22 protein-coding genes are annotated in these 25,749 nt (G+C 67.0%); 5 read left to right on the forward strand and 17 right to left on the reverse strand.

Annotated elements, in window-relative coordinates:
- Position 1 precedes the first annotated feature (1 nt).
- Together H3H39_RS00900 and H3H39_RS00905 are read right to left on the reverse strand one after the other, a co-directional pair.
- Positions 2-1,288: an SDR family oxidoreductase gene (locus tag H3H39_RS00900; protein WP_182151383.1), complete on the reverse strand. Its 1,287-nt coding sequence runs from the start codon at positions 1,286-1,288 to the stop codon at positions 2-4.
- Between the two features lie 103 nt (positions 1,289-1,391).
- The gene (locus tag H3H39_RS00905) at positions 1,392-1,934 is read right to left on the reverse strand and encodes a GbsR/MarR family transcriptional regulator (protein WP_182151384.1); all 543 of its coding nucleotides are present in this window, start codon (positions 1,932-1,934) and stop codon (positions 1,392-1,394) included.
- Between the two features lie 337 nt (positions 1,935-2,271).
- On the opposite strand from H3H39_RS00905, the gene H3H39_RS00910 reads away from it, so the two are divergent.
- From H3H39_RS00910 to H3H39_RS00920, 3 genes are all read left to right on the forward strand, one after another.
- Complete coding sequence (locus H3H39_RS00910; RefSeq protein ID WP_182151385.1) at positions 2,272-2,775, forward strand: FxDxF family PEP-CTERM protein; 504 nt, start codon at positions 2,272-2,274, stop codon at positions 2,773-2,775.
- A 165-nt stretch (positions 2,776-2,940) separates the two neighbouring features.
- Positions 2,941-3,729 carry a spermine/spermidine synthase domain-containing protein gene (locus H3H39_RS00915; RefSeq protein WP_182151386.1) on the forward strand — a complete coding sequence of 263 codons (789 nt, stop codon included), beginning with the start codon at positions 2,941-2,943 and terminating at the stop codon, positions 3,727-3,729.
- A 291-nt stretch (positions 3,730-4,020) separates the two neighbouring features.
- Complete coding sequence (locus H3H39_RS00920) at positions 4,021-6,480, forward strand: TonB-dependent receptor plug domain-containing protein (RefSeq protein WP_182151387.1); 2,460 nt, start codon at positions 4,021-4,023, stop codon at positions 6,478-6,480.
- 52 nt (positions 6,481-6,532) lie between these two features.
- On the opposite strand, the gene pdxR is transcribed toward H3H39_RS00920, so the two are convergent.
- Complete coding sequence (gene pdxR / locus H3H39_RS00925; RefSeq protein WP_182151388.1) at positions 6,533-8,032, reverse strand: MocR-like pyridoxine biosynthesis transcription factor PdxR; 1,500 nt, start codon at positions 8,030-8,032, stop codon at positions 6,533-6,535.
- 94 nt (positions 8,033-8,126) lie between these two features.
- Here pdxR and H3H39_RS00930 point away from each other — a divergent pair, with 94 nt between their 5' ends.
- On the forward strand, positions 8,127-8,807 hold the full coding sequence (locus H3H39_RS00930) for a pyridoxamine 5'-phosphate oxidase family protein (protein ID WP_182151389.1): 681 nt from the start codon (positions 8,127-8,129) through the stop codon (positions 8,805-8,807).
- 31 nt (positions 8,808-8,838) lie between these two features.
- Here H3H39_RS00930 and H3H39_RS00935 read toward each other — a convergent pair whose 3' ends face one another.
- The 13 genes from H3H39_RS00935 to H3H39_RS28250 form a co-directional block, all read right to left on the reverse strand.
- The gene (locus H3H39_RS00935) at positions 8,839-10,323 is read right to left on the reverse strand and encodes a methyl-accepting chemotaxis protein (protein WP_182151390.1); all 1,485 of its coding nucleotides are present in this window, start codon (positions 10,321-10,323) and stop codon (positions 8,839-8,841) included.
- Between the two features lie 195 nt (positions 10,324-10,518).
- Positions 10,519-11,040 carry a chemotaxis protein CheW gene (locus H3H39_RS00940; RefSeq protein WP_182151391.1) on the reverse strand — a complete coding sequence of 174 codons (522 nt, stop codon included), beginning with the start codon at positions 11,038-11,040 and terminating at the stop codon, positions 10,519-10,521.
- Positions 11,041-11,054: 14 nt separating this feature from the next.
- Positions 11,055-12,713: a methyl-accepting chemotaxis protein gene (locus H3H39_RS00945; protein WP_182151392.1), complete on the reverse strand. Its 1,659-nt coding sequence runs from the start codon at positions 12,711-12,713 to the stop codon at positions 11,055-11,057.
- 59 nt (positions 12,714-12,772) lie between these two features.
- A complete protein-coding gene (locus H3H39_RS00950; protein WP_182151393.1) occupies positions 12,773-14,452 on the reverse strand; it encodes a HAMP domain-containing methyl-accepting chemotaxis protein in 1,680 nt (559 codons plus the stop codon).
- A gap of 71 nt (positions 14,453-14,523) precedes the next feature.
- Positions 14,524-15,819, reverse strand: coding sequence for an EAL domain-containing response regulator (locus tag H3H39_RS00955; protein WP_182151394.1), 1,296 nt, complete (start codon positions 15,817-15,819; stop codon positions 14,524-14,526).
- 13 nt (positions 15,820-15,832) lie between these two features.
- Positions 15,833-16,921 (reverse strand): protein-glutamate methylesterase/protein-glutamine glutaminase, encoded by a 1,089-nt coding sequence (locus H3H39_RS00960; protein ID WP_182151395.1) that lies wholly within the window; start codon positions 16,919-16,921, stop codon positions 15,833-15,835.
- Complete coding sequence (locus H3H39_RS00965) at positions 16,918-17,436, reverse strand: chemotaxis protein CheD (RefSeq protein ID WP_182151396.1); 519 nt, start codon at positions 17,434-17,436, stop codon at positions 16,918-16,920. The genes H3H39_RS00960 and H3H39_RS00965 overlap by 4 nt, the downstream gene beginning before the upstream one ends.
- 2 nt (positions 17,437-17,438) lie before the next feature.
- Positions 17,439-18,245, reverse strand: coding sequence for a CheR family methyltransferase (locus tag H3H39_RS00970; RefSeq protein WP_182151397.1), 807 nt, complete (start codon positions 18,243-18,245; stop codon positions 17,439-17,441).
- Between the two features lie 22 nt (positions 18,246-18,267).
- Complete coding sequence (locus H3H39_RS00975; RefSeq protein WP_182151398.1) at positions 18,268-18,828, reverse strand: chemotaxis protein CheW; 561 nt, start codon at positions 18,826-18,828, stop codon at positions 18,268-18,270.
- A 35-nt stretch (positions 18,829-18,863) separates the two neighbouring features.
- Entirely contained in the window at positions 18,864-21,032 is a 2,169-nt protein-coding gene (locus H3H39_RS00980) for a chemotaxis protein CheA (protein ID WP_182151399.1), read from the reverse strand.
- Between the two features lie 44 nt (positions 21,033-21,076).
- Complete coding sequence (locus H3H39_RS00985; RefSeq protein ID WP_182151400.1) at positions 21,077-21,394, reverse strand: STAS domain-containing protein; 318 nt, start codon at positions 21,392-21,394, stop codon at positions 21,077-21,079.
- 72 nt (positions 21,395-21,466) lie between these two features.
- Positions 21,467-21,835 (reverse strand): response regulator, encoded by a 369-nt coding sequence (locus H3H39_RS00990; protein WP_182151401.1) that lies wholly within the window; start codon positions 21,833-21,835, stop codon positions 21,467-21,469.
- Between the two features lie 9 nt (positions 21,836-21,844).
- Positions 21,845-23,002, reverse strand: coding sequence for a methyl-accepting chemotaxis protein (locus tag H3H39_RS28250; protein ID WP_182151402.1), 1,158 nt, complete (start codon positions 23,000-23,002; stop codon positions 21,845-21,847).
- Positions 23,003-23,360: 358 nt separating this feature from the next.
- Here H3H39_RS28250 and aqpZ point away from each other — a divergent pair, with 358 nt between their 5' ends.
- Positions 23,361-24,047, forward strand: coding sequence for an aquaporin Z (gene aqpZ / locus H3H39_RS01000; protein ID WP_182151403.1), 687 nt, complete (start codon positions 23,361-23,363; stop codon positions 24,045-24,047).
- 32 nt (positions 24,048-24,079) lie between these two features.
- On the opposite strand, the gene H3H39_RS01005 is transcribed toward aqpZ, so the two are convergent.
- The gene (locus tag H3H39_RS01005; protein ID WP_182151404.1) at positions 24,080-25,651 is read right to left on the reverse strand and encodes a methyl-accepting chemotaxis protein; all 1,572 of its coding nucleotides are present in this window, start codon (positions 25,649-25,651) and stop codon (positions 24,080-24,082) included.
- Positions 25,652-25,749 lie beyond the last annotated feature (98 nt).

Raw genomic sequence — 25,749 nt, forward strand, 5'->3', positions numbered from 1 at the left:
CTCAATGCCTCTCACTTTCCTGGTCGCCGTCCAGCCGCCACAACACCAGCATGGCCGCCAGCAAGGGCAGGTTCTTGCTCAACACGCCAAACGGGTGGCCCCAGAACGCAGGCAGGAACACGGTCAGGATGGCGCTGTAGCCGGCCACCAGCGCCAGCTGCAACGGCCACAGCCAGCGGCGCGGCCGCAGCAGCAACAGCGAGCCGATGGCGCCATCGAGTCCGCTGGCGGCCAGCAACAGCGGTTCCCGCCAGCCCGGCGGCACGCCGCACGCGGCCAGCCAGCGCACGCTGTCGGCATGCGGCCAGCCCCACCAGGACGCCCACGCCGTGACCAGCCACAACAAGGCCAGCGCGATGCGCAGGGCCGGCGCACCCCAGCCCAGCACGGCCGCCGGCAATTGCACCGGCCGGGCGAAACTGGCCGGGTCGCGCGGCGTGCGCGCCAGCACCGCGCTGACGGGACCGGCATCGGCCGTGTTGCCGCCGTCGGCGCTGCGTTCCAGCATGGTCTGCGCGTCCGGCGTCAAGGCACTGGCCGGGTGCAGCGCGGCCAGCCGCGCCGTCAGCCGCGCCAGCGGCAAGGGCAGCTCCAGCACCAGCGCCGGCGGCGCCCCCATGCCCGCGCGCAGCGCCGCCAGGTAGCCGGCCATGCTCAGCGCGCGCGGCCCCACGGCGGCCAGCTCGGCCGGCGCATCCTCGTCGCGCAGCAGCAGGCGCACGATGACGGCGGCCAGGTCGTCGACATGGATGGGCTGCACCGGCGCGCCGTGGGCCATGGGCATGGCCAGCAGCGGCAAGGTGGCCAGCGTGCGGAACAGGCGGCTGCTGGCGCCCTCCTCGCCATACACCAGCGACGGCCGGACGATGGTGGCGTGCAGGCGGCGCCGGCGCAGGGCGGCCTCCGCTTCGCCCTTGCTGCGCCAGTAATCGGTGGCGGCGGCCGGATCGCTGCCCAGCGCCGACAGCTGGATCACCCGGCGCACGCCTAATTGCTCACAGGCGGCGAACAGGGCCACCGGCGCGGCACGGTGCAAACGGTCGAAATCGCCGGGCCGGCGCGCGCGGATAATGCCCACGCAGTTGACCACCGCGTCCACCCCGGCCAGCAGCGGCAGCCAGGCCGCCGGCTCCGTCATGGCGGCCATGTCCAGTGCATGCCAGTCCGATGCCGCGACACCGTCCGGCCGGCGGCGGCTGGCACCGATCACATGGCAGCCGGCCGCGCGCAAGGCCGCCAGAGTATGACCGCCGATCAGTCCGGTGGCGCCGAGTACCAGTACGTTCATAAAGCCTCCCTGTTGATGGCCGCTGCATCTGTTATTTCAGTAAAAACAGAAATGATGACCGCAAAAAAAGGCCCACGATCGCCGCAGGCCGTGATGACGGTGCTTAGCGCCCGTCTGCCTCGTCCCCGCCCAGCATGCGGGCGACCTTGCCGCCCATCTTGAGGAAGCGCTGCAGTGTGGCCGGCGGCAAGTGCTTGTAATCGCCATAGGTCGTGGTCAGCATTTCCAGGAAGCTCAGCACCTGCGCCATCTTGACCTTGGTGGCATCCTCCAGGCCGGGATCGTGATCAGCATCGAGCGCGCATTCGCGCAGGATGGTGAGGGTGGGGTCGATCTCGCGCCGCTTGCGCTCTTCCACGATGACGCGGAAGATCTCCCACACATCCTGCAGGGCGACGAAATGGTCGCGGCGGTCGCCGGCCACATGGGTGATGCGCACCAGCCCCCAGCCCTGCAACTCCTTCAGGCTGTTGCTGACATTGGAGCGGGCCACGCCCAGCGTCTCGGCGATCTCCTCGGCCGGCAAGGGACGGTTGGACAGGAACAGCAGCGCGTGCATCTGCGCCACCGTGCGGTTGACGCCCCAGCGGGTGCCCATCTCGCCCCAGTGGAGTATGTATTTTTGCATGGTCGGCGCGAGTGGCATGGGCATTCCTTTATTTCTGTCGTTACAGAAATAATAGAATCTGATGCGTGCGCTGTCAATCACCATGCGAGCGGTCCGCGCGCGCCATGGCCGCCGCACCGCACCGGCGAGGCGACCACGGCCGACAAGTGATGAGATGTGTTGTTTTTTGGACAGCGACTATCTCACCAACTGGTTGCATGGACGAGCATGCTTCACTCCACGCCCTACAGTTAGCTATTCGCTATGACCCAGCTGTTCCGATTCAATAATAGCTAATTGACATCGTTTTACACCCCTTGTAAGTTGGAACTCAGCACTCGGATCGCCGGGTGTTTTTTTGCCATAGGGGAACAAAATGAAATTAAGATCTCTACTCCTGGCGGCGATGCTGGCCGCTTCAACCGGTACCGTACTGGCTGACAACCTCACCCAGAACGTGCCCATGTCGACCGTGTCGGCAGGCAGCTACACTGGCCACTTCGGCGCCGATCACAATGCCTTGGGGGCGTTCACCGACACCTTCACCTTCAATCCGGCTGTCGGTCCCAGCCTGGCGAACGCCGTCCTCCAGACGCTCAACCTGTTCGGCAACAACAACATCGACTTCACCAGCGCCTCGCTGAACGGCCATGCCTTGACCTTCTCGCCTACCGGGGTCTACGAATACGGCATGATCAATCCTCCCGTCAACGTCTCGGGCACGCTGGTGCTGACCGTGATGGGCGTGGCCACCACGCCATCGGCCAGCTACTCGGGTGACATCAACGTGCTGGCCGTGCCTGAACCTGAAACCTATGGCATGCTGCTGGCCGGCCTGGGCATCATCGGCTTCCTGGCCAGCCGCCGCAAAAGCAGCTGATGCGTGAGGCACAGCCCCACACCATGGGGAAACTCGCCAACGCCGATCAGATCGGCCAACCCCGGCCCGCCAGAAGCGCACCGGGGTCGTGAGAGACGCAGCAGCGTCTCTTTTTTTGTCCGCGCCATTGTGAGGCACTACCGTCCCGGCTGCTAAACTGGCGGCATGAAACCTACCGCCAGCTCCACCTCCGCCAGTACCGGCCTGCGCTTCGACCAGCCCGGCCATCCTCCCGCCACCATCACCGAATTCCAGGGCGTGCGCAGCTTGCACCTGGGCACCTCCTGGGTGCAGGGCGCCATGCGCTTGTCACGCCCGGATATGATCGAACTCGAATATGTTCAAATGATGATGATGTGGCTGCTGTTCCTGCAGCGCCCGCGCCACGTGGTACAACTGGGCCTGGGCAGCGCCGCGCTGACCAAGTTCTGCTACCGCCGCCTGCCCGACACGCGGGTGACGGCCATCGAACTCAATCCCAATGTGATCGCCATCTGCCGCTCGCGCTTCGGCCTGCCCGACGACGATGCCCGCCTGCAAGTGCGCGAAATGAACGCGCTCGACTTCGTGCTGGCCCCCGCCAACCACGGCACGGTGGACGTGCTGCAGGTCGACCTGTACGACGAGGAGGCGCGCGGCCCCGTGCTCGACACGCCCGAGTTCTACCAGGGTTGCTATGACTGCCTCAGTGAGGATGGGGTGATGACCACCAATGTGTTCGGTGACTTCAGCAATTACGACAAGAACCTGCTGGCCATGGAACAAGTGTTCGACGCCGTCGTCTGGCTGCCCGAGGTGCACGACGCCAATATCGTCGTGATCGCGTTCAAGCGCGCGCCTTCGCTCGATTTCAGCGTGCTGTACGAACGGGCCGGTGTGATCAAGAAGGAATTGAACTTGCCCGCCAAGGCCTGGGTCAACGGCCTCAAAACGTGGATGCGCGATCACTTGTGAGCGCGCAACGGCGCGGCGCCGGCGCGGCAAAAATCGACCGGATCGCGCTAAAAACAGCCGTGTCGGGCACATGAATGCGTTGCCCATCGACAAGCGTACGCGAAATCGCCGTATAAAGCACGCACTATTACGCGGCCTGCTCATTATGCAACATATTGGTGCATGCAAGTTTGTCTAGACCAATTGTGCACTGTAGTATTTTCTCGGTGGTGATTACCCTTCACCAGATCGCTGGAAAGCCGTGACCCCTCGGCTGTATGTTCAAATAAAAACCTCACGAGAGAATGACATATGAAGAGAGCTCCTCGCAGCACCCGCCCCGCCCACTCCGACCAACCTCCCCGCTTCCAACGCACCCTGCTCGCCAGCGCCCTGCTGCTGGCCGCCGGCGCCAGCTATGCCCAGTCCGACGCCGCCCCGGCCGCGTCCGAGCAGACGGTGGTGGTGCTCGGTTCCCGTTCCGCCGCCAAGACGGCGCTCGACACGTCGGCCCCGGTCGGCCTGATCAGCCTGAAGGACATGCAAACGGCCGGCCCGCTGGAGCTGGGCAAACTGCTGCAGACGCTGGACCCTTCGTTCAACTTCTCCACCACCTTCGTCAGCGACGGCACGGACAGCATCCGTCCGGCCACGCTGCGCTCGCTCGGCCCTGACCAGGTGCTGGTGCTCGTCAACGGCAAGCGCCGCCACCAGCAAGCGCTGGTGAACGTGCAGCAGACCGTGGGCCGCGGCTCGGCCGGTACCGACATCAACGCCATTCCGCTGGGCGCCATTCACCACATCGAAGTGCTGCGTGACGGCGCGGCCGCCCAGTACGGTTCAGACGCCATCGCCGGCGTGATCAACATCGTACTCAAGAGCCAGGTCAAGGAAACCACCGTCAGCGGCACCGTCGGCACCACCTCCGAAGGCGACGGCGACCTGTATTCGGGCAGCGCCAACACCGGCTTCGCGCTGGGCCAGGATGGCGGCTTTGTGAACCTGACGGCCGAAGCCCGCAAGCGCGGCGAAACCAACCGCGCCGGCCCCGACTCGGCCCGCGTGAACCCGCCCCGGGTGACCCAGCACATCGGCGACGGCGAGGCCAAGGATGGCTACCTGTGGTGGAACGCGGCCCTGCCCGTGGACAAGAGCGGCGAGTTCTATTCCTTCGGCGGCCTGTCCAAACGCAAAGGCAATTCCTACGGCTTCTACCGTTCGGCCGACGACGGCCGCACCGTGCCGGAAGTGTATCCGAACGGTTTCCTGCCCAACATCCAGACCACCATCAAGGACAACTCGTTCGCCTTCGGCTACCGCCGCGACCTGGCCAACGACTGGAAGGCCGACCTGTCGATCAACCATGGCGAAAGCGAACTGGACTTCCACGAAGCGAACTCCATCAACACCAGCTACTGGTATGAGCCGAAACCGGGCGGCGGCATCTACGCCGAATCGCCACGCGAGGCCGACACGGGCAAGCTGAAGTTCACCCAGACCACCATCAACGCCGACCTCAAAGGTCCGTTGCAAGTGGGCGCCGGCAGCGTGTTCCTGGCCACCGGCTTCGAATACCGCGCCGACAACTACCAGATCGAAGCGGGCGACCCCGTGTCCTACCAGTACGGCCGCACCAACAACCCGGCCATCGCCATCGTCGGCCAGGACGGCAAGACGGCCGCCTCCGGCATCCAGGGCTTCCCCGGCTACACGCCAGGCACGGCCGTCGATTCCGGCCGCCACAACATCGCCCTGTATCTGGACGCCGAGCACAAGCCGGTCGACAACCTGACCCTGGCTGGCGCCGTGCGTTGGGAAAAATACTCGGACTTCGGCAGCACCACCACCGGCAAGCTGAGCGCGCGCTGGGATCCGGTCAAGGAAGTGGGCCTGCGCGCCAGCGTCTCGACCGGCTTCCGCGCCCCCAGCGTGCAGCAAGAGTTCTACAGCTCCGTGTCGACCAACCTGAACAATGGCGTGCTGACGGAAACCCTGACCGCCCGCCAGGGCAGCGCCGTGACCCAGGCGTTCGGCATCGCCCCGCTGAAAGAGGAAACCTCGACCAGCGGCAGCGTCGGTATGGTGCTGCGTCCAGCCAAGAACATGTCGCTGACGGTGGACGCCTACCAGATCAAGATCAAGGACCGCATCGTGTTCTCGAGCGAGATCGCGCCTGAGGCCAATGGCGGCCCGATCGCCAACATCCTCAAGCCGCTGGGCGTGGGCCAGGCCCAGTTCTTCACCAACGCCGTCGACACCCGCACCCGCGGCCTGGACATCGTGGCCGACCATACCTCCCACTTCTCGGGGGCCAAGCTGGTGCTGTCTGGCCAGTTGGGCTTCAACAAGACGGAAGTGACGAAACGCCATTCCTCGTCCTCCGTGCTGACCGGCGAACAGCTGTTCGACCAATCGCAAGTGACGCTGCTGGAACATGGCCAGCCACGCCAGCACCACGTGATCGGTGCCGACGTGACCACCGGCCCATGGGATGTGAACGTGCGCGCCAACTACTATGGCGAAGTGAAGGCCGAGAACTTCAGCCCACTGTTCACCTGGGGCGCCAAGTGGCTGGTCGACAGCTCGGTGCGCTACGCGTTCAGCCAGCGCACTTTCGTGAGCGTGGGTGCGAGCAACCTGTTCAACACCCTGCCTGACCAGTGGACCAACGGCGGCATCTTCCCCAAACTGGGCTTCACCCGCTGCTGGGAAACCTGCCCGATCGGCGTGAACGGCCGCTCGATGTACGTGCGCGTCGATTCGGCGTTCTAAGCCGGCATACAGCGCCGCCGGCCAGTCCGGCGGCATGATGCAAGCAATGGGGTCAGACTCTCGGGTCTGGCCCTTTTTTCATCCCGCGTCCTCCTGGCGTGTACGCCGCCAGGTGCAGCAGCGCCGCCAACTGCCTGACCAACTCATCCATCCGCTCGGCCGGCACCTGCGCGTAGCCCAGCATCAGCCCCTGCCAGCCCGTCGCCCCCTGCACCGCGTGCTCGCTCAACGGTCGCGCCACGATGCCGTGGGCGCGCGCCTGGGCGCTGAGGGCCGTGTCCGACAGCGAGGGGTCGGTGAACCGCAGCGCCAGGTGCATGCCGGCCGAGCCGCCATGGACGGTGGCCACCGATCCCATGTGGGTTTCCAGGGCCGCCACCAGCGCATCGCGCCGCTGGCGGTACAGGCGGCGCATGCGGCGCAGGTGCAGCGCGAACTGGCCGCTGCGCAGGAATTCCGCCAGCGCCAGCTGGTCGGCCACGCGCCCGCGCGCGCTGGCCTGGCCACGCACGCTGGCCAAGGCCGCCGCCAGCGCCGGCGGTACCACCACGAAGCCGATCCGCAGCGACGGGAACATGGTCTTGCTGAAGGTGCCCAGGTAGAGCACGGGCGCGTCCGGCTCCAGGCCCTGCATGGCCGACAGCGGCGCGCCGTCGTGGCGGAACTCGCTGTCATAGTCGTCCTCGATGATGAGGGCGCCGGCCGCGCGGGCGGCCGCCAGCAGCGCCAGACGGCGCCGCAGGCTCAGCACGGAGCCGGTCGGATACTGGTGCGACGGCGTGGTGTACACCAGCCGCGGCGGACGGTCGCGCCAGTCGTCCGCTTGCGGCGCCATGCCTTCCTCGTCCACCGCAATGCCCTGCACGTCCAGTCCGGCCGCGCGGAACGCGGCCAGCGCGCCCGCGTAGCCGGGATGCTCGTGCCAGACGGTATCACCCTCGTCAGCGAAGGCGCGCGCGCACAGGTCCAGGCTGCTCTGGGTGCCGTCCGTGATGAACACTTGATCGGCCTCGCACACCACCCCGCGCGCGGCCCGCAGGTGGTCGGCGATGGCGGCCCGCAAGACCGGCTCGCCGGCCGGGTCGGCGTAGTTCAGCTGCGCCACCGTCAGCCCGCGCCAGGCCCGCTCCAGCATGCGGCGCCACAAGGTAAGCGGGAACTGGTCCAGCGCCGGCACGCCGGGCACGAAGGCGCCGGACTCGTCGCTGGCCGGCGCCACCGGCAACTGGCGCATGCGGCGCGCCAGGCCCGCGCGCGCGGCCGGCGCGGCGGCCACGGGCGGGCGCTCCGGCGCCACCGCCGCCACCACCGTGCCGCGCCGGTCCGTGCGCAGATAACCTTCGCTGGCCAATTGTTCATACGCGTACAGCACGGTGTTGCGGGCCACGCCCAATTCCTCGGCCAGCGCGCGCGTGGCCACCAGCCGGGTGCCGGCGGCCAGCGTGCCATCGCGGATAGCGGCCCGCAGGCATTCGTGCAGCAGGCGCTGGCGCGGCCAGCCGTGCTGGCGGTGGCGTTCCGTAAAGCGGTCGATGAGGCGGGCGTAATCCATTCGTGGCTCCATGAAATTGCGTGGCACTGGACCTGTTACCAGAGCCAGCACCCCATTATATTGAGTACTCAACAATTTTTCTGGAACCGCCCCGATGAAAGACACCGCCGTCCCCGTCCCCGCCAGCGACCGCACCCGCGTACGCCGCATTGCTGAGAACGCCCGCTACGATGCAGCCACCTTGCATGCGATCGTCGACGACGCCTACCTGTGCCACATCGCCTTCAGCGACGACCATGGCGCCCACTGCATCCCCACGGCCTGCTGGCGCAGCGGCGGTCACCTGTACATCCACGGCTCCAACGGCAGCCGCCTGCTCAAGCAACTGCTGCGGCAGACGTGCTGCGTCACCATCAGCCACCTGGACGGCCTGGTGCTGGCCCGTTCCGCGTTCAACCATTCGATGAACTACCGCTCGGCCATGGTGTACGGCCGCTTCGAGGTGGTGGAGGAGGACGCCGGCAAGCACGCGGCGCTGGAGGCGTTGATGGAGAAGCTGGCGCCGGGCCGCCAGGCCGAGATCCGTCCCGGCAACGACAAGGAATACGCGGCCACCACGGTGCTGCGCATCAGCCTGGCCGAAGCGGCCTGCAAGGTGCGCGCGGGCGGTCCCAACGATGATGCGGAAGACCTGGCATGGCCGGTCTGGGCCGGCGTGCTGCCGTTCACCCGGGCGCGCGTGGCGCCCGTGGCGGATCCAGCCTGCGCCGTGGCGGCGCCGGCCTATGTGCGGAACTGGCAGGACCAGGCGCAGGCGCTGGCGCCGATTTACTAGTGGACGATGCCGCGCGAATTGCGCATGCCCATTAGAAGCGCGTGAAGTGGCCCTCGTCCGGTCCGCTCGCCACGGCCAGCGCCGGGCCGGGCTTGGCGCCGGCGGGACGGCGCGCGCCGGCCTTGATCGACACGGGCCGGCGCGGCGCCGCGCGCCGCATGGGGTCGGCCGCCGCGTATTGCTTGAACACGGCCATCAACTGGTCGAGCTGCTCGGCCTGGGCACTCATTTCCTCGGCCGTGGCGGCCAGTTCCTCGGAGCTGGCCGCGTTGACCTGGGTGGCCTGGCTCAACTGCCCGACGGCGCTGTTAATCTGCCGCACACCCGACGATTGCTCCTCCGACGCGGCCGCGATCTCCTGCACCAGGTCGGACGTCTTGCGGATGTTGGGCGCCATCTGGTCGAACATCTGGCCGGCCTGCTCGGCCAGCTCCACGCTGTCGGCCGCCACCTTGCCGATCTCCTGGGCCGCCACCTGGCTGCGCTCGGCCAGCTTGCGCACTTCGGCCGCCACCACCGCGAAACCCTTGCCATGCTCGTGCGCGCGGGCCGCCTCGATGGCCGCGTTCAGCGCCAGCAGATTGGTCTGGTAGGCGATGTCGTCGATGATGCCGATCTTGCCGGCGATTTGCTTCATGGCCGCCGCCGTGGCCTTGACGGCGTCGCCGCCGCGCGCCACGTCCTGCGCGGCCTGGGTCGCCATGCCATCGGTGATCTTGGCGTTCTCCGCGTTCTGCGCGATCGAGGCCGTCATCTGTTCGATCGAGGCGCTGGTCTCCTCCACCCCGGCGGCCTGCTCGCTGGCCGATTGCGACAGCGACTGGGCCGTCGCATTCACTTCCTGCGCGGCCGCGCCCAGGGTGCCCACCACGCCCTGCACATCGCGCACGATGGCCGACAGGCTGCGCGAGATCCACACGGCCAGCGTGCAGCCCAGTACGGCGATGACGACGTCGAACGACAGGATCCACACCTTGGCCTGTTCGGCCACCGACGTCATGCGGGCCGACGCGGCGCGGGTGTCGGCGCCGTTCAATTGCAGCAGTTTTTCGCTGGCGGCGGAGATGGCGGCGTCGGCGCCCTTGATGCTGCGGTCCATCTCGACGGCCGTCATGCCTTTTTCGCGCATGGCTTCGAGCTGGATCATGGTGTCGCCATAGGCCCGGCTGGCCGTCAGCAGCGCGTCGAGCTGGACCAGTTCCTCGCGGCCCGGATCGCCGGCCGCGCGGTAGGCGGCCACTTGTTTGTCGATCGCCATCAGGTCGGCCCGGAACTGGGCCGCGTTGTCGCCGCCGCGCAAAATATAGTTCTTGAAGTGGTGCACGGCCTCGCCACGCGATTTGATCACGCCCAACACGGCATCCTTGCGCGCCAGCGTGACCGTCTCGAAGCCGCCCCACGTGCCTTGCAGCGTCGACAGGTTGGCGAAGGCGACCAGCCCCAGGGCGATCACCAGCACTACGATGGCGCCCACACCGAAGTGCAGCCGGGTTTCCATTTTCATCTGCTTGAGCATATGCGACTCCTGAACGCCGGACCCGACACGGGCGGCGCGGTGTGGTGGTGGGACCGGCCCGGACGGCGCGGCGGCCGGACCGGTGGGCATGGCCCGCGCACCCCCAGGACGCGCGAACCCTGCAAGCTATTTTGACGGATTAATGCACGCCAATTCTCACCAATTCTTGCCTTGCGTTCTGCAAGGCAGGCGTGCTCAGGCGAGCGCCTGGGCCGGCGCCAGCGCGGCCATGGCGCCGATGTCGCTGGCCGACACCACGTGCTGCACATTGAGCAACAGCACGAAGCGGCCCTGCACCTTGCCTATGCCTTGCAGCAAGTCGGCCCGCACCTGGGCCCCGAACGCGGGCGCCGGTTCGATATCGGCCGCGTTGATGTCGAGCACGGCGTTGACGGCGTCCACCAGGATGCCGATCACGAACGGCCCATCGTCCGTATCGACCTCCACCACGATGATGCAGGTGCGCTTACCGATGGGCGAAGGAACGCGGTCCAGGCGCCGCGCCAAGTCCATGACGGGCACGGCCGTGCCACGCAGGTTGATCACGCCGCTGATGCAGGCCGGCATTTGCGGCACGCTCGTCACGCCCTCGTACTCGATGATTTCCTTGATCGCCAGGATGCCGATGGCGAACATGTCGCTGCCCAGCATGAAGGTGAGAAACTGGGCCGGGCCGGCGTCGGCCGGCGCGGTGGACATGACGGACAGTGCGCTCATGGCGGGCTCCTGATTCAAAATTTGACGAAGTGCGATTCATCCGGATCGCTCATCTCGCTCATCTGGCGGGTACCGCCGCCACCGCGCGCCGGCCTGGCCGATGCCTTGCCTCCCTTGCGCGGGGTGACCTGCTGGGAACGGTTGCCGCCACCGAGCTTGAAGAACGACATGGTCTGCTGCAACTGCTCGGCCTGGCCGCTCATTTCCTCGGCCGTGGCGGCCAGTTCCTCGGAGCTGGAGGCGTTCTGCTGGGTGGTCTGCGACAACTGGGTGACGGCCGAGTTGATCTGGCCCACGCCCGACGATTGCTCTTCCGACGCGGCCGTGATCTCCTGCACCAGATTGGAGGTGCGGCGGATGTTCGGCACCATCTCGTCGAGCAGCTTGCCCGCCTTCTCCGCCAGCTCCACGCTGCTGCTGGCCACCTGCTCGATCTCCTGGGCCGCCACCTGGCTGCGCTCGGCCAGCTTGCGCACCTCGGCCGCCACCACGGCGAAGCCCTTGCCGTGGTCACCGGCGCGGGCCGCCTCGATGGCCGCGTTCAAGGCCAGCAGGTTGGTCTGGTAGGCGATGTCGTCGATGATGCTGATCTTGCGTGCGATCTGCTGCATGGCCGCCACGGTGGACTTGACGGCTTCGCCGCCCTCGGCCGCTTCCTGCGCCGCCTTGCTGGCGATGCCGTCCGTGACCTTGGCGTTTTCCGTGTTCTGCGAAATGGAAGCCGTCATTTCCTCCACCGAGGCCGAGGTCTCCTCGGTGCCGGCGGCCTGCTCGCTGGCCGCCTGCGACAGCGACTGGGCCGTGGCCGACACTTCCTCGGAAGCGCTGGCCAGCGCCTCGGCGCCGTTGTTCACTTCCTGCACCACATGCGACAGCCGCTCGGTCATGCCCTTCATGACCGCCAGCAGGCTGGTTTTGTCGCCGGCCTTGATCTCCACCTCGGCCGTCAGGTCACCCTCGGCCACCCGGCGCACGATCTCGGCCGCGTAAGCCGGTTCGCCACCCAGCTGGCGCAGCAACTGGCGCGTGATCAACCAGCCAATCGCTATGCTGGCCAGCACGGCCACCAGCACCGTGATCAGCGTCACCTTGCGCGCGGCCAGATAAGCCTGGCGCGCCTCTTCCGCCGCCTCCTGGTTCAATTTCGTTTCCAGCGCCGCCAGTTCCTGCACCGCAGCCTGCAACTGCCCCTGCGGCGGGCGGACCTCCTTCATCAGCATGCGCGTGGCTTCGTCGTTCTTGTTGGCCAGGCCCAGCACCGCGACCTTATCCACCAGCACGGTCACGCCCCCGTTCAGGCTCTTGATCTTGGCGAACAAGGCCTTTTCTTCCTGCGTGGTGCCGCTGATGCTGTCGAACATTTTGCCCAGCTTGTCCAGCGCCGCCTCGAACTTCTGGGTGTCGGCCTTGATGCGCGCGTCTTCCGGCTGCATGTCCACCACCTCGGTCAGCAGCACCACATTGCGCACCGCGATCGCCTTGTCCTGCGTCCAGCGCCCCAGCTCCGAGGCCAGGGCGCCTTCCACATTATTTTGCGTCACGATTTCATCGAGCTTGTCCTCAATTTTCGCCATGTTGTTCAATCCCAGCCCCGCCACGATCAGCAGCAGGACGAGCACGGCGGTAAAGCCCAGGCCCAAGCGGGTGGATACTTTCAGGTTATTGAAGTTCATGACGCCTCCGGGAAAAGTGCCCTCTGGATCGCTAGCAACGTTTGCTGGCTTGCCCAGTACTAGAATTTGACGAAGTGCGATTCATCCGGATCGCTCATCTCGCTCATCTGGCGGCTGCCGCCGAAACCGCGCGCCGGCTTGGCGGACGCCTTGCCCATCTTGCGCAGCGCGCCGCGCTGGTAGCTACCGCCTTGCAACTTGAAGAACGACATGGTCTGCTGCAACTGCTCGGCCTGGCCGCTCATTTCCTCGGCCGTGGCGGCCAGTTCCTCGGAGCTGGAGGCGTTCTGCTGGGTGGTCTGCGACAACTGGGTGACGGCCGAGTTGATCTGGCCCACGCCCGACGATTGCTCTTCCGACGCGGCCGTGATCTCCTGCACCAGATTGGAGGTGCGGCGGATGTTCGGCACCATCTCGTCGAGCAGCTTGCCCGCCTTCTCCGCCAGCTCCACGCTGCTGCTGGCCACCTGCTCGATCTCCTGGGCCGCCACCTGGCTGCGCTCGGCCAGCTTGCGCACCTCGGCCGCCACCACGGCGAAGCCCTTGCCGTGGTCACCGGCGCGGGCCGCCTCGATGGCCGCGTTCAAGGCCAGCAGGTTGGTCTGGTAGGCGATGTCGTCGATGATGCTGATCTTGCGTGCGATCTGCTGCATGGCTGCCACGGTGGACTTGACGGCTTCGCCCCCTTCGGCCGCTTCCTGCGCCGCCTTGCTGGCGATGCCGTCGGTGACCTTGGCGTTTTCCGTGTTCTGCGAAATGGAGGCCGTCATCTGCTCCACCGAGGCGGAAGTCTGCTCGGTGCCGGCGGCCTGCTCGCTGGCCGCCTGCGACAGCGACTGGGCCGTAGCCGATACTTCCTCGGAAGCGCTGGCCAGCGCCTCGGCGCCGTTGTTTACTTCCTGCACCACATGCGACAGTTTTTCGATCATGCCCTTCATGGCCGCCAGCAGGCTGGTGTTGTCGCCCGCTTTCAGCTCCACCTCGGCCGTCAGGTCGCCGTCGGCCACCCGGCGCACGATCTCGGCCGCGTAACCGGGGTCGCCGCCCAGTTGACGCAGGATGCCGCGCAGGATGATCAGGCCCAGGCCCACCAACAGCACCAGCGAGATGAGGGAGGCGGTGTACATCTGGCTGGTGGCGCGGCTCGAAGCGGCCTCGGCCTCCTTGACGGCCTCGTCGCCGTAACGCACGTTCATTTCCACCAGCTTGCCTATGCTGGCCTCGGCCGCCGTGAAGCGCGGCCGGTTATCCATCAACGCACGGTGCAGCTCATCGAACAAGGCCTTGGCCTTGGCCGCACCGTCGGCGCTACTGATCTGGCCGGCGATCTGATCGATCCTGGCGTCGCCCTGCTTCCACTCGTTCCACTCCTTGACGAACTGGTTCCACAGCCGTTCCTCTTCCGGCGACTGGGGCAGCGGTTCGTAGATCTTCCAGCCCTTGTCCACCCGGGCCCAGGCATTTTGCTTGCGCTTCAAGATTTCGCCCACCTCGCCCCACTGGGCGGGATACGGGGCCAGCGCTTCCATGCCGCGGCTGGACGAACGCAGGGCCGTCTGGCCCTCGTTGATCATCTGCAAGCCCTGGACTGATGGCATGCGATTGCGGCCCACCTCGTTCAACATCTCGCTTTGCTTCTTCAAGCCCATAAAGGCCACCATCATCACCGCCAGCAAGGCCAGCACCGCCACCGCCAGCAGCGCGCTGATTTTGGCTTTCACCGTCAATTGTGCAAACATACCGCTTCTCCCTTGTTCCGGACATCTGTCCTGTTATCGTTTTCCTTGCCGCGCGAGCGCCCGGGCGGTGTTCAGTCCGGGCCCACATTTTCTTCCGCCAGCGCCCGCAGGCGCCGCCGGTTAGTCCTCATCCATGTCACCAGCGCGTCGGCCGGCATGGGCCGGGCCAGCAGATAGCCTTGCGCCAGGTCGCAACCGAGCGCGCGCAGCAAGCGCCAGTCTTCCTCCGTCTCCACCCCTTCGGCCACGGTGGCCACGCCCAGCCGCTGGCCCAGTTCCAGCGCGCTTTTCAACACCACGTGGCGGTTCGGCCACTGGGCCGCGCCGTTGACGAAGGCGCGGTCTATCTTCAATTCCGTGAACGGGCAGCGGGCGAACTGCTGCATCGACGAATAGCCGATGCCGAAGTCGTCCATGGCCAGCCCGAAACCCATCAGCCGCAAGCGCCCCAGGTTGGTCAGCGCCTGCGACAACTGGCGCATCACGCTGGTTTCCGTCACTTCCCACACCAGCGCGGCCGGCGCCACGCCAGCCGCCTGCACGGCCGCCGCCAGCAAGTCCACGAAGCCGCGGTCGGCCAGGTTGTCGGCCGACAGGTTGACCGACACCGTCAAGGGCGGCAAACCGGCCTGCTGCCACTCCGTCAACTGGTCCAGCACCTGGCGCACCAGCGCCAGCGTGAACCCGGCCATCAGCGGCGTGCCTTCCAGCGCCGGGATGAAATGCTGCGGCGCCAGCAGGCCCCGTACCGGGTGCTGCCAGCGCGCCAGCGCTTCCAGCCCCTTCAGGTGGCCGCTGCGCATGACCACCTTGGGCTGGTAGTGCAGCAGGAACTGGCCGGCCGCCAGCGCCTGCTCCAGTTCCCCGATGGCCGGCAAGGCGTGCTCGGGCAACGCGGCCTGGGCCGCCTCGCCCCGCCCGGCCCGCGCCAGCAAGCCTTCCAGCGCGTCGCGCTGCACCGGCTTGAGCAGCGTACCCAGCAGGCCGATGGCGGCGTCCTCCGAGCCCATGTTCTCGATGATCTCCAGCAGCCGCGGGTCGCGCGCGCTGACCACGATCAGGTGCTGGGCCAGGCGCCGCTCGCGCAGCTGGCAAGTCAGTTCGATGCCGTCCATGCCCGGCATCTCCAGGTCCGTCAGCACCAGGAACAGCGGCACGCCCTGCTCCGCTTCCAGCAGGCGCAACGCTTCGTTGCCGTCGCCCGCCTCCAGGATGGTGCCGCAGCCCAGTTCGCGCAGCAGGCTCACCAAATAACTGCGCTGGACGGCACTGTCGTCCACCACCATCACGCGCTGGCCGTGCCAGGGCGCGCCCGCGCGGGTGGCGGCCGCCGCCCCCGCGTCAGTGGTGATGGTGGTGGCGTTCATGGCGGCGCCAGTCTCAGTTGCCGAACCCGGCCAACTGGGCCAGGATGTCGCGGTAGATCAGGTTCAGCGGCATGGATTTCTCCACCCCGCCCCGTTTCACGGCTTCCTTGGGCATGCCGTACACCACGCAGCTGGCCTCGTCCTGGGCCACGGTGCGGGCCCCGGCCTTGAGCATCTCCAGCAGGCCGGCCGCGCCATCGTCGCCCATGCCCGTCATGATCACGCCCAGCGCGTTGGCGCCGGCGCAGCGGGCCACCGAGCGGAACAGCACGTCGACCGATGGCCGGTGCCGGTTCACCAGCGGGCCATCCACCACTTCCACGTAGTACTGGGCGCCCGTGCGGCGCAGCAGCATGTGCTTGCCGCCGGGCGCGATCAGGGCCTGGCCTTGCAGCACGCGGTCGTTATTGGCCGCCTCCTTGACGCGGATCTGGCACACGCTGTCAAGCCGCGCGGCGAAGGCGGCCGTGAATTTCTCCGGCATGTGCTGCACGATCACCATGCCCGGCGTCACGCGCGGCAGCGCCGTCAGCACTTCCTCCAGCGCCTGGGTGCCGCCGGTCGAGGTGCCGATGGCCACCACCCGTTCCGTGGTCTGCGTCATGGCGCGCGGGCCTTCGGCCGGCGGCAGGATCACGTCGGCGTTGTGCTTGACGGTGGGATGGACCGGCGCGGCGGCGCGCCCGGCCAGCCGGCGCACGTTGGCGCCGGCCGCGGCCCGCACGGCCGACACCAGTTCCTCGGCGCTGTCGTGCAGGAATTGCTTGAGGTCCAGCCGCGGCTTGGTGATGATGGCCACGGCGCCGGCGCTCAGCGCCTCGACCGAGGTCTGGGCCCCCTTCTCCGTCAAGGTGGAACAGATCACCACGGGCGTGGGGTGCTCGGCCATGATCTTGCGCAGGAAGGTGATGCCGTCCATGCGCGGCATTTCCACATCGAGCACGATCACGTCCGGCCACTGGCTCTTCATGCGCTCCATGGCCAGGATGGGATTGGCCACGGCATGGGTGACGGTAATGCCGGGCGCGGCGTTGAGCAACGCGCTCAGCACCTGGCGCACCACGGCCGAATCGTCCACGATCATCACTTCGATGGCCTTCATGCCTGCTCCTTGTTGCGCGGCTGTGGGTGGAGGGCGAACTCCGGCGGCACCTGGCGGCTCAACACTTCGCCGGTGCGGATGGTGAATATCAATTGCCGGTGGCCTTCGCCAAACAGGCTTTCGGAAACGATGCGGATGCCGTGCTGGCGCATCAGGTCGCGTGCGCAATCGCCGTTCTGCATGCCGATATCCTTGACCCGGGCGTGGCGCGGGAACATGGCACCGCCGCCGAAGATCTTGCCCTCGCACTGGGTCAGCGGCACACCCAGCCGGTCCAGCTCAGCCAGCAGGTAATCCATCGCGTCCGCGCCATAGGTGCCGGCGGGGCCAGGCTTGTCGCGCTTGCGGTTGCTGCCCGGCAGCAGGAAGTGCGACATGGCGCCCACCCGCAGCCGCGGATGCCACAGCGTGACGGAGACACAGGAACCGACCAGCGTGCGCACCCGGTATTGCTCATCGCCCACGAAGCAGTCGCCGGGCATGAGGAAGATATCGATGCACTTGGCTTCGGGCATGGTCAACTCTTGCGGTAGATCGACGGCGCCACGGCGTGCACCGTGTCGCAGATGTCGTTCAGGGTTTCCGAGTGGCCGATCAACAAATGGCCGCCCGGCTTGAGCTGGTTGAGCAGGCGCGCCACCACCTGGCGCTTGGTTTCCAGGTTGAAATAGATCATCACGTTGCGCAGGAAGATCACGTCGAAGGTGCCCAGCTTGGGCAACGGTTCGTTCAAGTTCAAGTGCTGGAACTGGACCCGGTTGCGCAAGGAGCGCTCGATCAACATCGTGCCCGCCTCGCGCTGCTGGCCCTTGAGGCAAAAGCGCTTGAGGTAGGCTGGCGGCAGCTGGCTGGCCCGTTCCATCGGATAGTGGCCGCAGCGGGCCCGCTCCAGCACCCGGGTACTGATGTCGGTGCCCAGCACTTCCCAGGCCGCCTCGCCCAGCACGTCGGCCAGCACCATGGCGATGCTGTACGGCTCCTCGCCACTGGAGCAGGCCGCGCTCCACACGCGCAGCGCGCGGCCCTTGGCGCGCGCTTCCTGCGCCAGGTCGGCCAGCAGCTTGAAATGCTTGGGCTCGCGGAAGAAATAAGTCTCGTTGGTGGTCAACAGGTCGACCGCCACCTGCAGCTCGGCGGGCTGGGCCCGGCTTTCCAGCAGGCGCAGGTAATCGCTGTAGCTGGCCAGCTGGTAGTGCGCCAGGCGCTTGGCCAGGCGGCCGCTGACCAGCGCCTGCTTGCCATTGGCCATGAAGATGCCGGCCGCGTCGAAGATGAAACGCTGGAACTGGTTGAATTCGCGATCGGTGATCGTGATGAGCGACATGGACGGCCCCCGGGTCAGGCATTCAGTTGCGGACGGCCTGGTTCTGGCGCGCCAGTTCCACGATCTCGCCGCTCGACAGCACGCGTTCGATAGCCAGCAGGCTGACGAACTTGCCGTTGTGCTTGCCGATGCCGGCGATGAAGTCGGGCCGGATCCGGGTGCCGAACGATGGCGGCGGTTCGATGTCGGCCGCCGCGATGTCGACCACGGCGTTGACAGCGTCGACCAGCATGCCCAGCACCTGCTGGCCGTCGCCGTCGACCTCCTGCACTTCCACGATGACGATGCAGCTGCGCTTGGTGATCGGGCTGGCGGAGCGGCCGAAGCGGGCCGCCAGGTCCATCACGGGCACCACGGCGCCGCGCAGGTTGATCACGCCGCGCACGCAGTCGGGCATCATGGGCACGCCGGCCAGGCTGCCGTATTCGATGATTTCCTTGATGCCCAGGATGCCCACGGCGAACTGTTCCTCGCCCAGCATGAAGGTCAGGAACTGGCTGGGCAGCGGGCCCGCGCCCTGCTGCGGCGCCACCATGGCACGGCCGCTGGCGGCGGGGGTGGCGCGATCGACGACTTGGTTCATGGCTTGCTCTTTCTCGGTGGACGGCACGAACCGGCTCAGGCGGCCAGCGCGGCCAGGCCCTTGCCGGTGACGGTAGACATCAGCGCGGCCACGTCCAGGATCAGGGCCACGTCGCCGCTGCCGAGGATGGTGGAACCGCTGATGCACTTGACTTCGCTGAACATGGGGCTGAGTGGCTTGATCACGGTCTGGAACTCGCCCAGCAGGGTGTCGACCACGAGCCCGGCGCGCTGGTTGCCATACTTGAGCACGACGATGCTTTCGCGCCGGGTGGCCGTGCCCTGCAGCCGGAACAACTCGCGCAGGCGGATGAAGGGCAGCACCTGGCCCCGCAGGTTGCTATAGTCCTGGCCCGGTTCGGCCGCGTATTCGATGCATTCCTCGATCATGTCGAGCGGAATCACGAACACGGAACCGCCCACCTGCACCAGGAAGCCGTCGATGATGGCCAGGGTCAGCGGCAGGCGCACGGTGACGGTGGTGCCCTGGCCTTCCACGCTGCCCACGTCGACGCTGCCGCGCAGGGCCGAGATGTTGCGCTTGACCACATCCATGCCCACCCCGCGGCCCGACAGGTTGGTGATCTTCTCGGCCGTGGAGAACCCGGCCTCGAAGATCAGGTTGTAGATCTCCGAATCACTGAGCTTGCGCTCGGGATCGACCAGGCCCCGTTCGATGGCCTTGGCCAGGATTTTCTCCTTGCGCAAACCGCCGCCGTCGTCGCTCACTTCGATCACGATATTGCCCGACTCGTGGAAGGCGTTCAGCTTGATCATGCCCTTGGCCGGCTTGCCGGCCGCCAGCCGCGCCTCGGCCGGCTCGATGCCGTGGTCCATGGCGTTGCGCACCAGATGCATGAGCGGGTCGCCGATCTTCTCCACCACCGTCTTGTCCAGTTCGGCGTCCTCGCCGTCGACCAGCAGGCCGATGTCCTTGCCCAGCTCGCGGGCCACGTCGTGCACCACGCGCTGGAAGCGGTTGAAGGTGGCGCCGATCTTGACCATGCGCAGTTCCAGCGCCGCGTCGCGCACTTCCTCCACCAGGTTCGACAGCACGGACGTGCATTCGAGCAGCTCCGTGTTGTGGATCTTCTGGCCGATCATGTTGGCGCGCGCGCCGGCGATGATCAGTTCGCCCACCAGGTCGATCAGGCGGTCCAGCTTGTCCGAATCGATGCGGATCGAACGGCTTTCCTGGGCCTTCTGTTCCGACACCTGCTTTTGCTTGGCCAGCGCCGCTTCCACCACCACCGGCGGCACGTTGCCGCCTTCCACCAGGATGCTGCCCAGCTGCTGCGGTTCGCCGCTGGCCTGATGGTTGAGTGCGCTGTCGAGTTCGCGCGCCGTCACGCTGCCGCAGCGCACCAGGATCTCGCCCAGCCGCGCGTCGCGCTCGGGCAATGCGCGGATCAAGTCCACATACTCGGACACCTTGCTGTGCGGCGGCAGGATGCGGATCTCGCAATCGTCCTGCACGAACTCGAACACGCCTTCGATAGCGGCCTTGTCGGCCGTGGTGTCGAATGCGATCTCGAAACCCAGGTAGCACAGCTCGGCGTCCATCTCGTCCGGGTTGGCCGGCAGCGCGTCGGGCACGGTGGCGATGCCGACGATGGTGCCCAGCTTGCCCAGGTAGCGCAGGAAGGCGATCGGGTCCATGCCGTTGCGCAGCACCTCGCGTCCGAAACGCAGCGAGATGTGCCAATGGTCGCGCGCGTCCGTGGCCGCGCCGATGCGCTCCACGGCCGGCTCCACGGTGGCCAGCGGGGCCGCCTGGGCCTGCCCTTGCGGCGCGCCGTGCCCGTCCGCCGAGGCGTCCATGTGGCGCTTGAGCTGCGCCACCAGCGCCTCGCCTTCGGGCGCGCTGTCGGGGTCCGCTTCCAGCTGGCCGGCCGCCAGCGCCTCCGTCATGCCCGACAAGAAGTCGCAGCACGACAGCAGCAGCACGATCATCTCGTCGGTGAGCACCACGCGGCCGTCGCGCACTTCGTCGAGCAAGCTTTCCACCACGTGGGTGAAGGCGACGATGTGGTCCAGGCTGAACAGTCCGGCCGAGCCCTTGATGGTGTGGGCGGCGCGGAAGATGGCGTTGATGGCTTCGCCCTGGTCACCGGCCAGGTCGACGTTGAGCAGCGCGTTCTCCATCTCTTCCAGCAGTTCGCGGCTTTCCGCGATAAACGTTTGCAGCGCTTGGTCCAGGTTCATGGCTCACCCCCAGGGTTAAGGTCGCGCGCCACCACGGGTGGTGGTCAGGCGGCGGAATGGATCAGCAGGGCGTCGCCGAAATAGGCGCCCAGGTCCAGCATCTCGAACACGTCCATCACGGCCGGGCTGTGGCCCACCAGCCGCAGGGCGCGCCCGTCCGTGGCGGCCACCTGCTTGGCCAGCATCAGCACTTGCAGGCCGGCCGTGTCCAGTTCCGTCACGCCGGACAAGTCCACTTCCAGCAGCGCGGCCTGGCGCAGCGCCTCCAGCAGTTGGGACTTGACGTCGGCGGCGCGGTAGATGGTCAGCTCGCCATCGATGGCGAACCGCACGGGTAAAGCGGTGGCGGATGAAGCGGACATGGTGGCTCCCGGTGGACGATGTGCGAATCGGGGCGCCCGCGAGGTCGGGGCCGGCGCGCGATCAGGAAAAAATCAGGGCAGGACCAGCTTGGCCACGGCGCCCAGCAACACTTCCGGCTTGAACGGCTTGGTGACCCAGGCCTTGGCGCCGGCCGCCTGGCCTTCGCGCTTCTTCTCTTCCTGCGACTCGGTGGTGAGCATGATGACGGGCGTGAAGCGGTAATTGGCCAGCGCCTTGAACTGCTTGACGAAAGTGATGCCGTCCATATTGGGCATGTTGACGTCGCACACCACCAGGTGGATCTTCTGGCCGGTGCACTTGGACAAGGCGTCCACGCCATCACGCCCTTCGATGACGTCATAGCCGGCACCCTTGAGGGCGATGCCGACCACTTGCCGCAACGAGGCGGAGTCGTCCACTACCATGATGGTCTTTGCCATAGTCATTCCTTAGAAAAACGTGATTTCGTCAGCCGCCGCCGGCTGTTGTGACCGGGTGGCCAAGGCGCCGCTGTGGACGGCGTGCTCGTCCGCCATGGCGTAGGTCTTTTGCAGTTCGGCCAGCAGGGGCTCGGCCTGCAACGGTTCCAGCGCCTGCGCCTGTTCATACTGGGCGCGGTTGTCGCGCAGGATGGCGGGCAACCGTTCCATGTTCTCGCGCACGTGGGTCATCACCTGGCTGACCCGGTCCTGGAATTGCAGTTGCACCAGCGCTTCGCCCACTTCGCTCTGGATGCCCAGCGATTCCTGCTTGAGCAGTTCGGACGATTGCACCAGCGCGTCGGTGACCTGGCGGAAATCGCGCAGCACCGATTCGATCATGCCTTCGGCCGACTGCATGGAGGCGTCCTCGGCCGCGCTGGACTGTTCGGCCGCGGCGCTGGCGGCCAAAATGGCGGCGCTGATCTGGCCGACCCGGTCGGCGATGTTGCGGCCCGTCTCGGCCGAGCGGTTCGACAGGTTGCGCACTTCCTGCGCCACCACGGCGAAGCCGCGGCCGGCCGGGCCGGCGCGGGCCGCCTCGATGGCCGCGTTCAAGGCCAGCAGGTTGGTCTGGGCCGCGATGCTGGCCACGCCCTCGGCCATGTCGCGCAGTTCGCGCGTGAAGCGTTCCAGTTGCTGGATCTGTTCCAGCATGGTTTGCTTGGACACCATGGCCGACTTCATGGACGCCACCACGGAGCCGAGCTGGTTCTCACTGCTGGCAAACACGTCGATCAGGGCCGGCCCGCCACCGCCCTGCTGCTCCAGGCTCGACACGTGCAGCGCGTTGTCGAGCTTGTCGACGATGTTGGAGAAGCGTCCGGCCAGGTCGGCCACGGCGTCCTCCATCTGGCTGCGCGACGATTCGATGTGGCGGCACCAGATGGGCAGCACGGCGTCGCCGAACTGTTCGCGCCCTTCCAGGTAGTGGTCGATCATGCGCTGGCGCGCCGCCGCCGCCGCGCCCAGCTGGCGCGCGCCCACCGCCCCGGCCGCCAGCAGCAGCAAGGCGAACACGATGGCGTAGCCGCTGGCCGCGCCGGCGATCAAGGTGGCCACCGCACCGGCGATCGCCAGCGCCAGCGGAACGACGGTCGTGCTGCTCAAGCCGGACAATCTATTCATTGGACCCCACCAAAAAATGGTCAGTTGGCGCCGCCGCGGCGCACTGCACCGTCAACAAACTGTATCGCAAAATTCGGGTCCGTTGCTCATATGTTTTAAATAAAAAAATGGGCGCCGACATACTGTTGCGGCTGGTCGATTCTAGCGGGCGCCCCCTGTGCGGCCATTCAAATAGATTCATGTACGAAATTAGTTGACGCAAGGAGAGTGGTAAACCGTCATGGCACGTTGCGAAAGCGCAACTTCGCGCGCGCGGGCCGCGTGGTGGACTTTTCCAGAGGCGCAAGGTAAATTGCAAACGTTGTTTAGACGTTAATTCAATCGCGGCCCGCGGGCCGCACCTATGCAAAGGGATCACATGAAACAATATGGCGCGGAATTTTTTGGAACCTTCTGGCTGGTGCTGGGCGGCTGCGGCAGCGCCGTGCTGGCGGCGGCCTTCCCCGGGGTGGGCATTGGCCTGCTGGGCGTGTCGCTGGCGTTCGGCCTGACGGTGCTGACCATGGCCTACGCCATCGGCCACATCTCCGGCTGCCACCTCAACCCGGCCGTCTCGATCGGCCTGTGGGCCGGCGGCCGCTTCCCGGCGGCCAAGCTGCTGCCCTACATCGTGGCGCAAGTGCTGGGCGCGATCGTGGCCGGCGGCGTGCTGTACCTGATCGCCAGCGGCAAGAGCGGCTTTGAGCTGGCCGCCGGCTTCGCCTCGAACGGCTACGGCGCCCATTCGCCGGGCGGCTACTCGCTGACGGCGGCGCTGGTGACGGAAGTGGTGATGACGATGATGTTCCTGCTGATCATCCTGGGCGCCACCGACGCGCGCGCGCCGGCCGGCTTCGCGCCGCTGCCGATCGGCCTGGGCTTGACCTTGATCCACCTGATCAGCATTCCGGTCACCAACACCTCCGTCAATCCCGCCCGCAGCACCGGCGTGGCGCTGTACGTGGGCGACTGGGCCACCAGCCAGCTGTGGCTGTTCTGGGTGGCGCCGATCGCCGGCGCCCTGCTGGGCGCGGCCGTGTACCGCTGCATCGGCAGCAAGGACTGATGGGAGCGCCGGCCGCCCCCGCCCCGGGGGGCTCAGCGCGCGGGCGCGCCGGCCGCTTCGTCGAGTTTGAACAGGCTCACGGCCTGGGCCAGCCGGGCCGCCTGATCCTGCATGGCCTCGGCCGCGGCGGCGGCCTGCTCCACCAGCGAGGCGTTCTGCTGGGTGGCCGTGTCCATCTGGGTGATGGCGTCGTTGATCTGTTCGATGCCGTCGGTCTGGGCGCCGCTGGCCGCGCTGATCTCGGCCATGATGGCGGTGACCCGGCCGATGGCCGCCACCACCTGCTCCATGGTGCCGCCGGCCTGGTCCACCAGGCGGGTGCCGGCCGCCACCTTGCCCACCGAATCGTCGATCAACTGCTTGATCTCCTTGGCCGCCGCGGCCGAGCGCTGGGCCAGGCCGCGCACCTCGGACGCCACCACCGCGAAACCGCGGCCCTGCTCGCCGGCGCGGGCCGCTTCCACGGCCGCGTTCAAGGCCAGGATATTGGTCTGGAATGCGATGCCGTCGATCACCCCGATGATGTCGACGATCTTGCGCGAGGAGGCGTCGATCGACGCCATGGTCTGCACCACGTCCGACACCACGGCGCCGCCGCGCTGGGCCACGTCCGAGGCCGACGCGGCCAGCGTGTTGGCCTGGCGCGCGTGTTCCGCGTTCTGCTTGACGGTGGCCGTCAACTGCTCCATCGACGATGCCGTCTGCTCCAGCGAACTGGCTTGCTGCTCGGTGCGCGAGGACAGGTCCAGGTTGCCGCTGGCGATCTGGCCGGAAGCGGTGGCGATGGTTTCCGTGCCCTGCCGCACTTCGCGCACGATGCGCTCCAGGTTACCCGACATGCGGTACAAGGCGTGCAGCAAACGCCCCGGCTCGTCATGGGCGAACTGGCGCGGCGCGCCGTCGGCCGACAGGCGGCCCTCGGCCACGCGCTGGGCCACGCCCACGGCTTCGTTGATGGGTCCGGTGATGCCGCGCGTGAGCCACCAGGCGAACGCCACCCCAAAACTCACCACCAGCAGCGCCAGCAACAGCAACTGGTCGCGGCTGCGCTCGGCCACCTGGTCGATGGCTTTGGCCGCGCTGTCAATCTCCTTGCGCTGGTGTTCCAGCATTTGCTGCAGCTTGGCTTCATATTCGCGCGAGGCGGGCAAGTATTGCTGCTCCAGGATACGCTGCGCGCCTTGCGCGTCGCCGGCCGCCTTGGTCTTGTTGATGGCGTCGCGGGTGCTGATGTAGCGGGCCCGCACTTCCTTCATTTGCTGGAACAGGGCCAGGTCGTCGGCACCGGCCAGCGCCTCGATGCGCTTGACCAGCTCCTGGGCGGTGCGGGTGGAGCTGGCGATGTCGTCGGCGAAAAACGCCACCAGGGCTGGGTCTTCACTGCGGGCGATGGCCGAGGTGCGGCGGATGCCCGCGTACACCAGGCGGTACCAGTCGCCGATCATGCGCTCCTTGGCCAGCGGCACTTCCATCATGGTGCGGGTGGCGGCGGCCACACCCTGCAGGCGGTAAATCCCCAGCCCCGTGTTGACGATCAGGATCGCCAGCACCACCGCGAAACCCAGCGCCAGGCGCCGTCCTATACCCAGATCAGCGATCCTCATCACGCCCCCTCCCCATCGTCGATATGAGGTCTGGCGCAAACGCGCCAGCCACCGGCTGCGCCATGGCGCGCTGGCCGTGCCATGGTAGCGCGAAACGC

The organism is Rugamonas apoptosis (genome assembly GCF_014042355.1).
Classification (GTDB): domain Bacteria; phylum Pseudomonadota; class Gammaproteobacteria; order Burkholderiales; family Burkholderiaceae_D; genus Rugamonas; species Rugamonas apoptosis.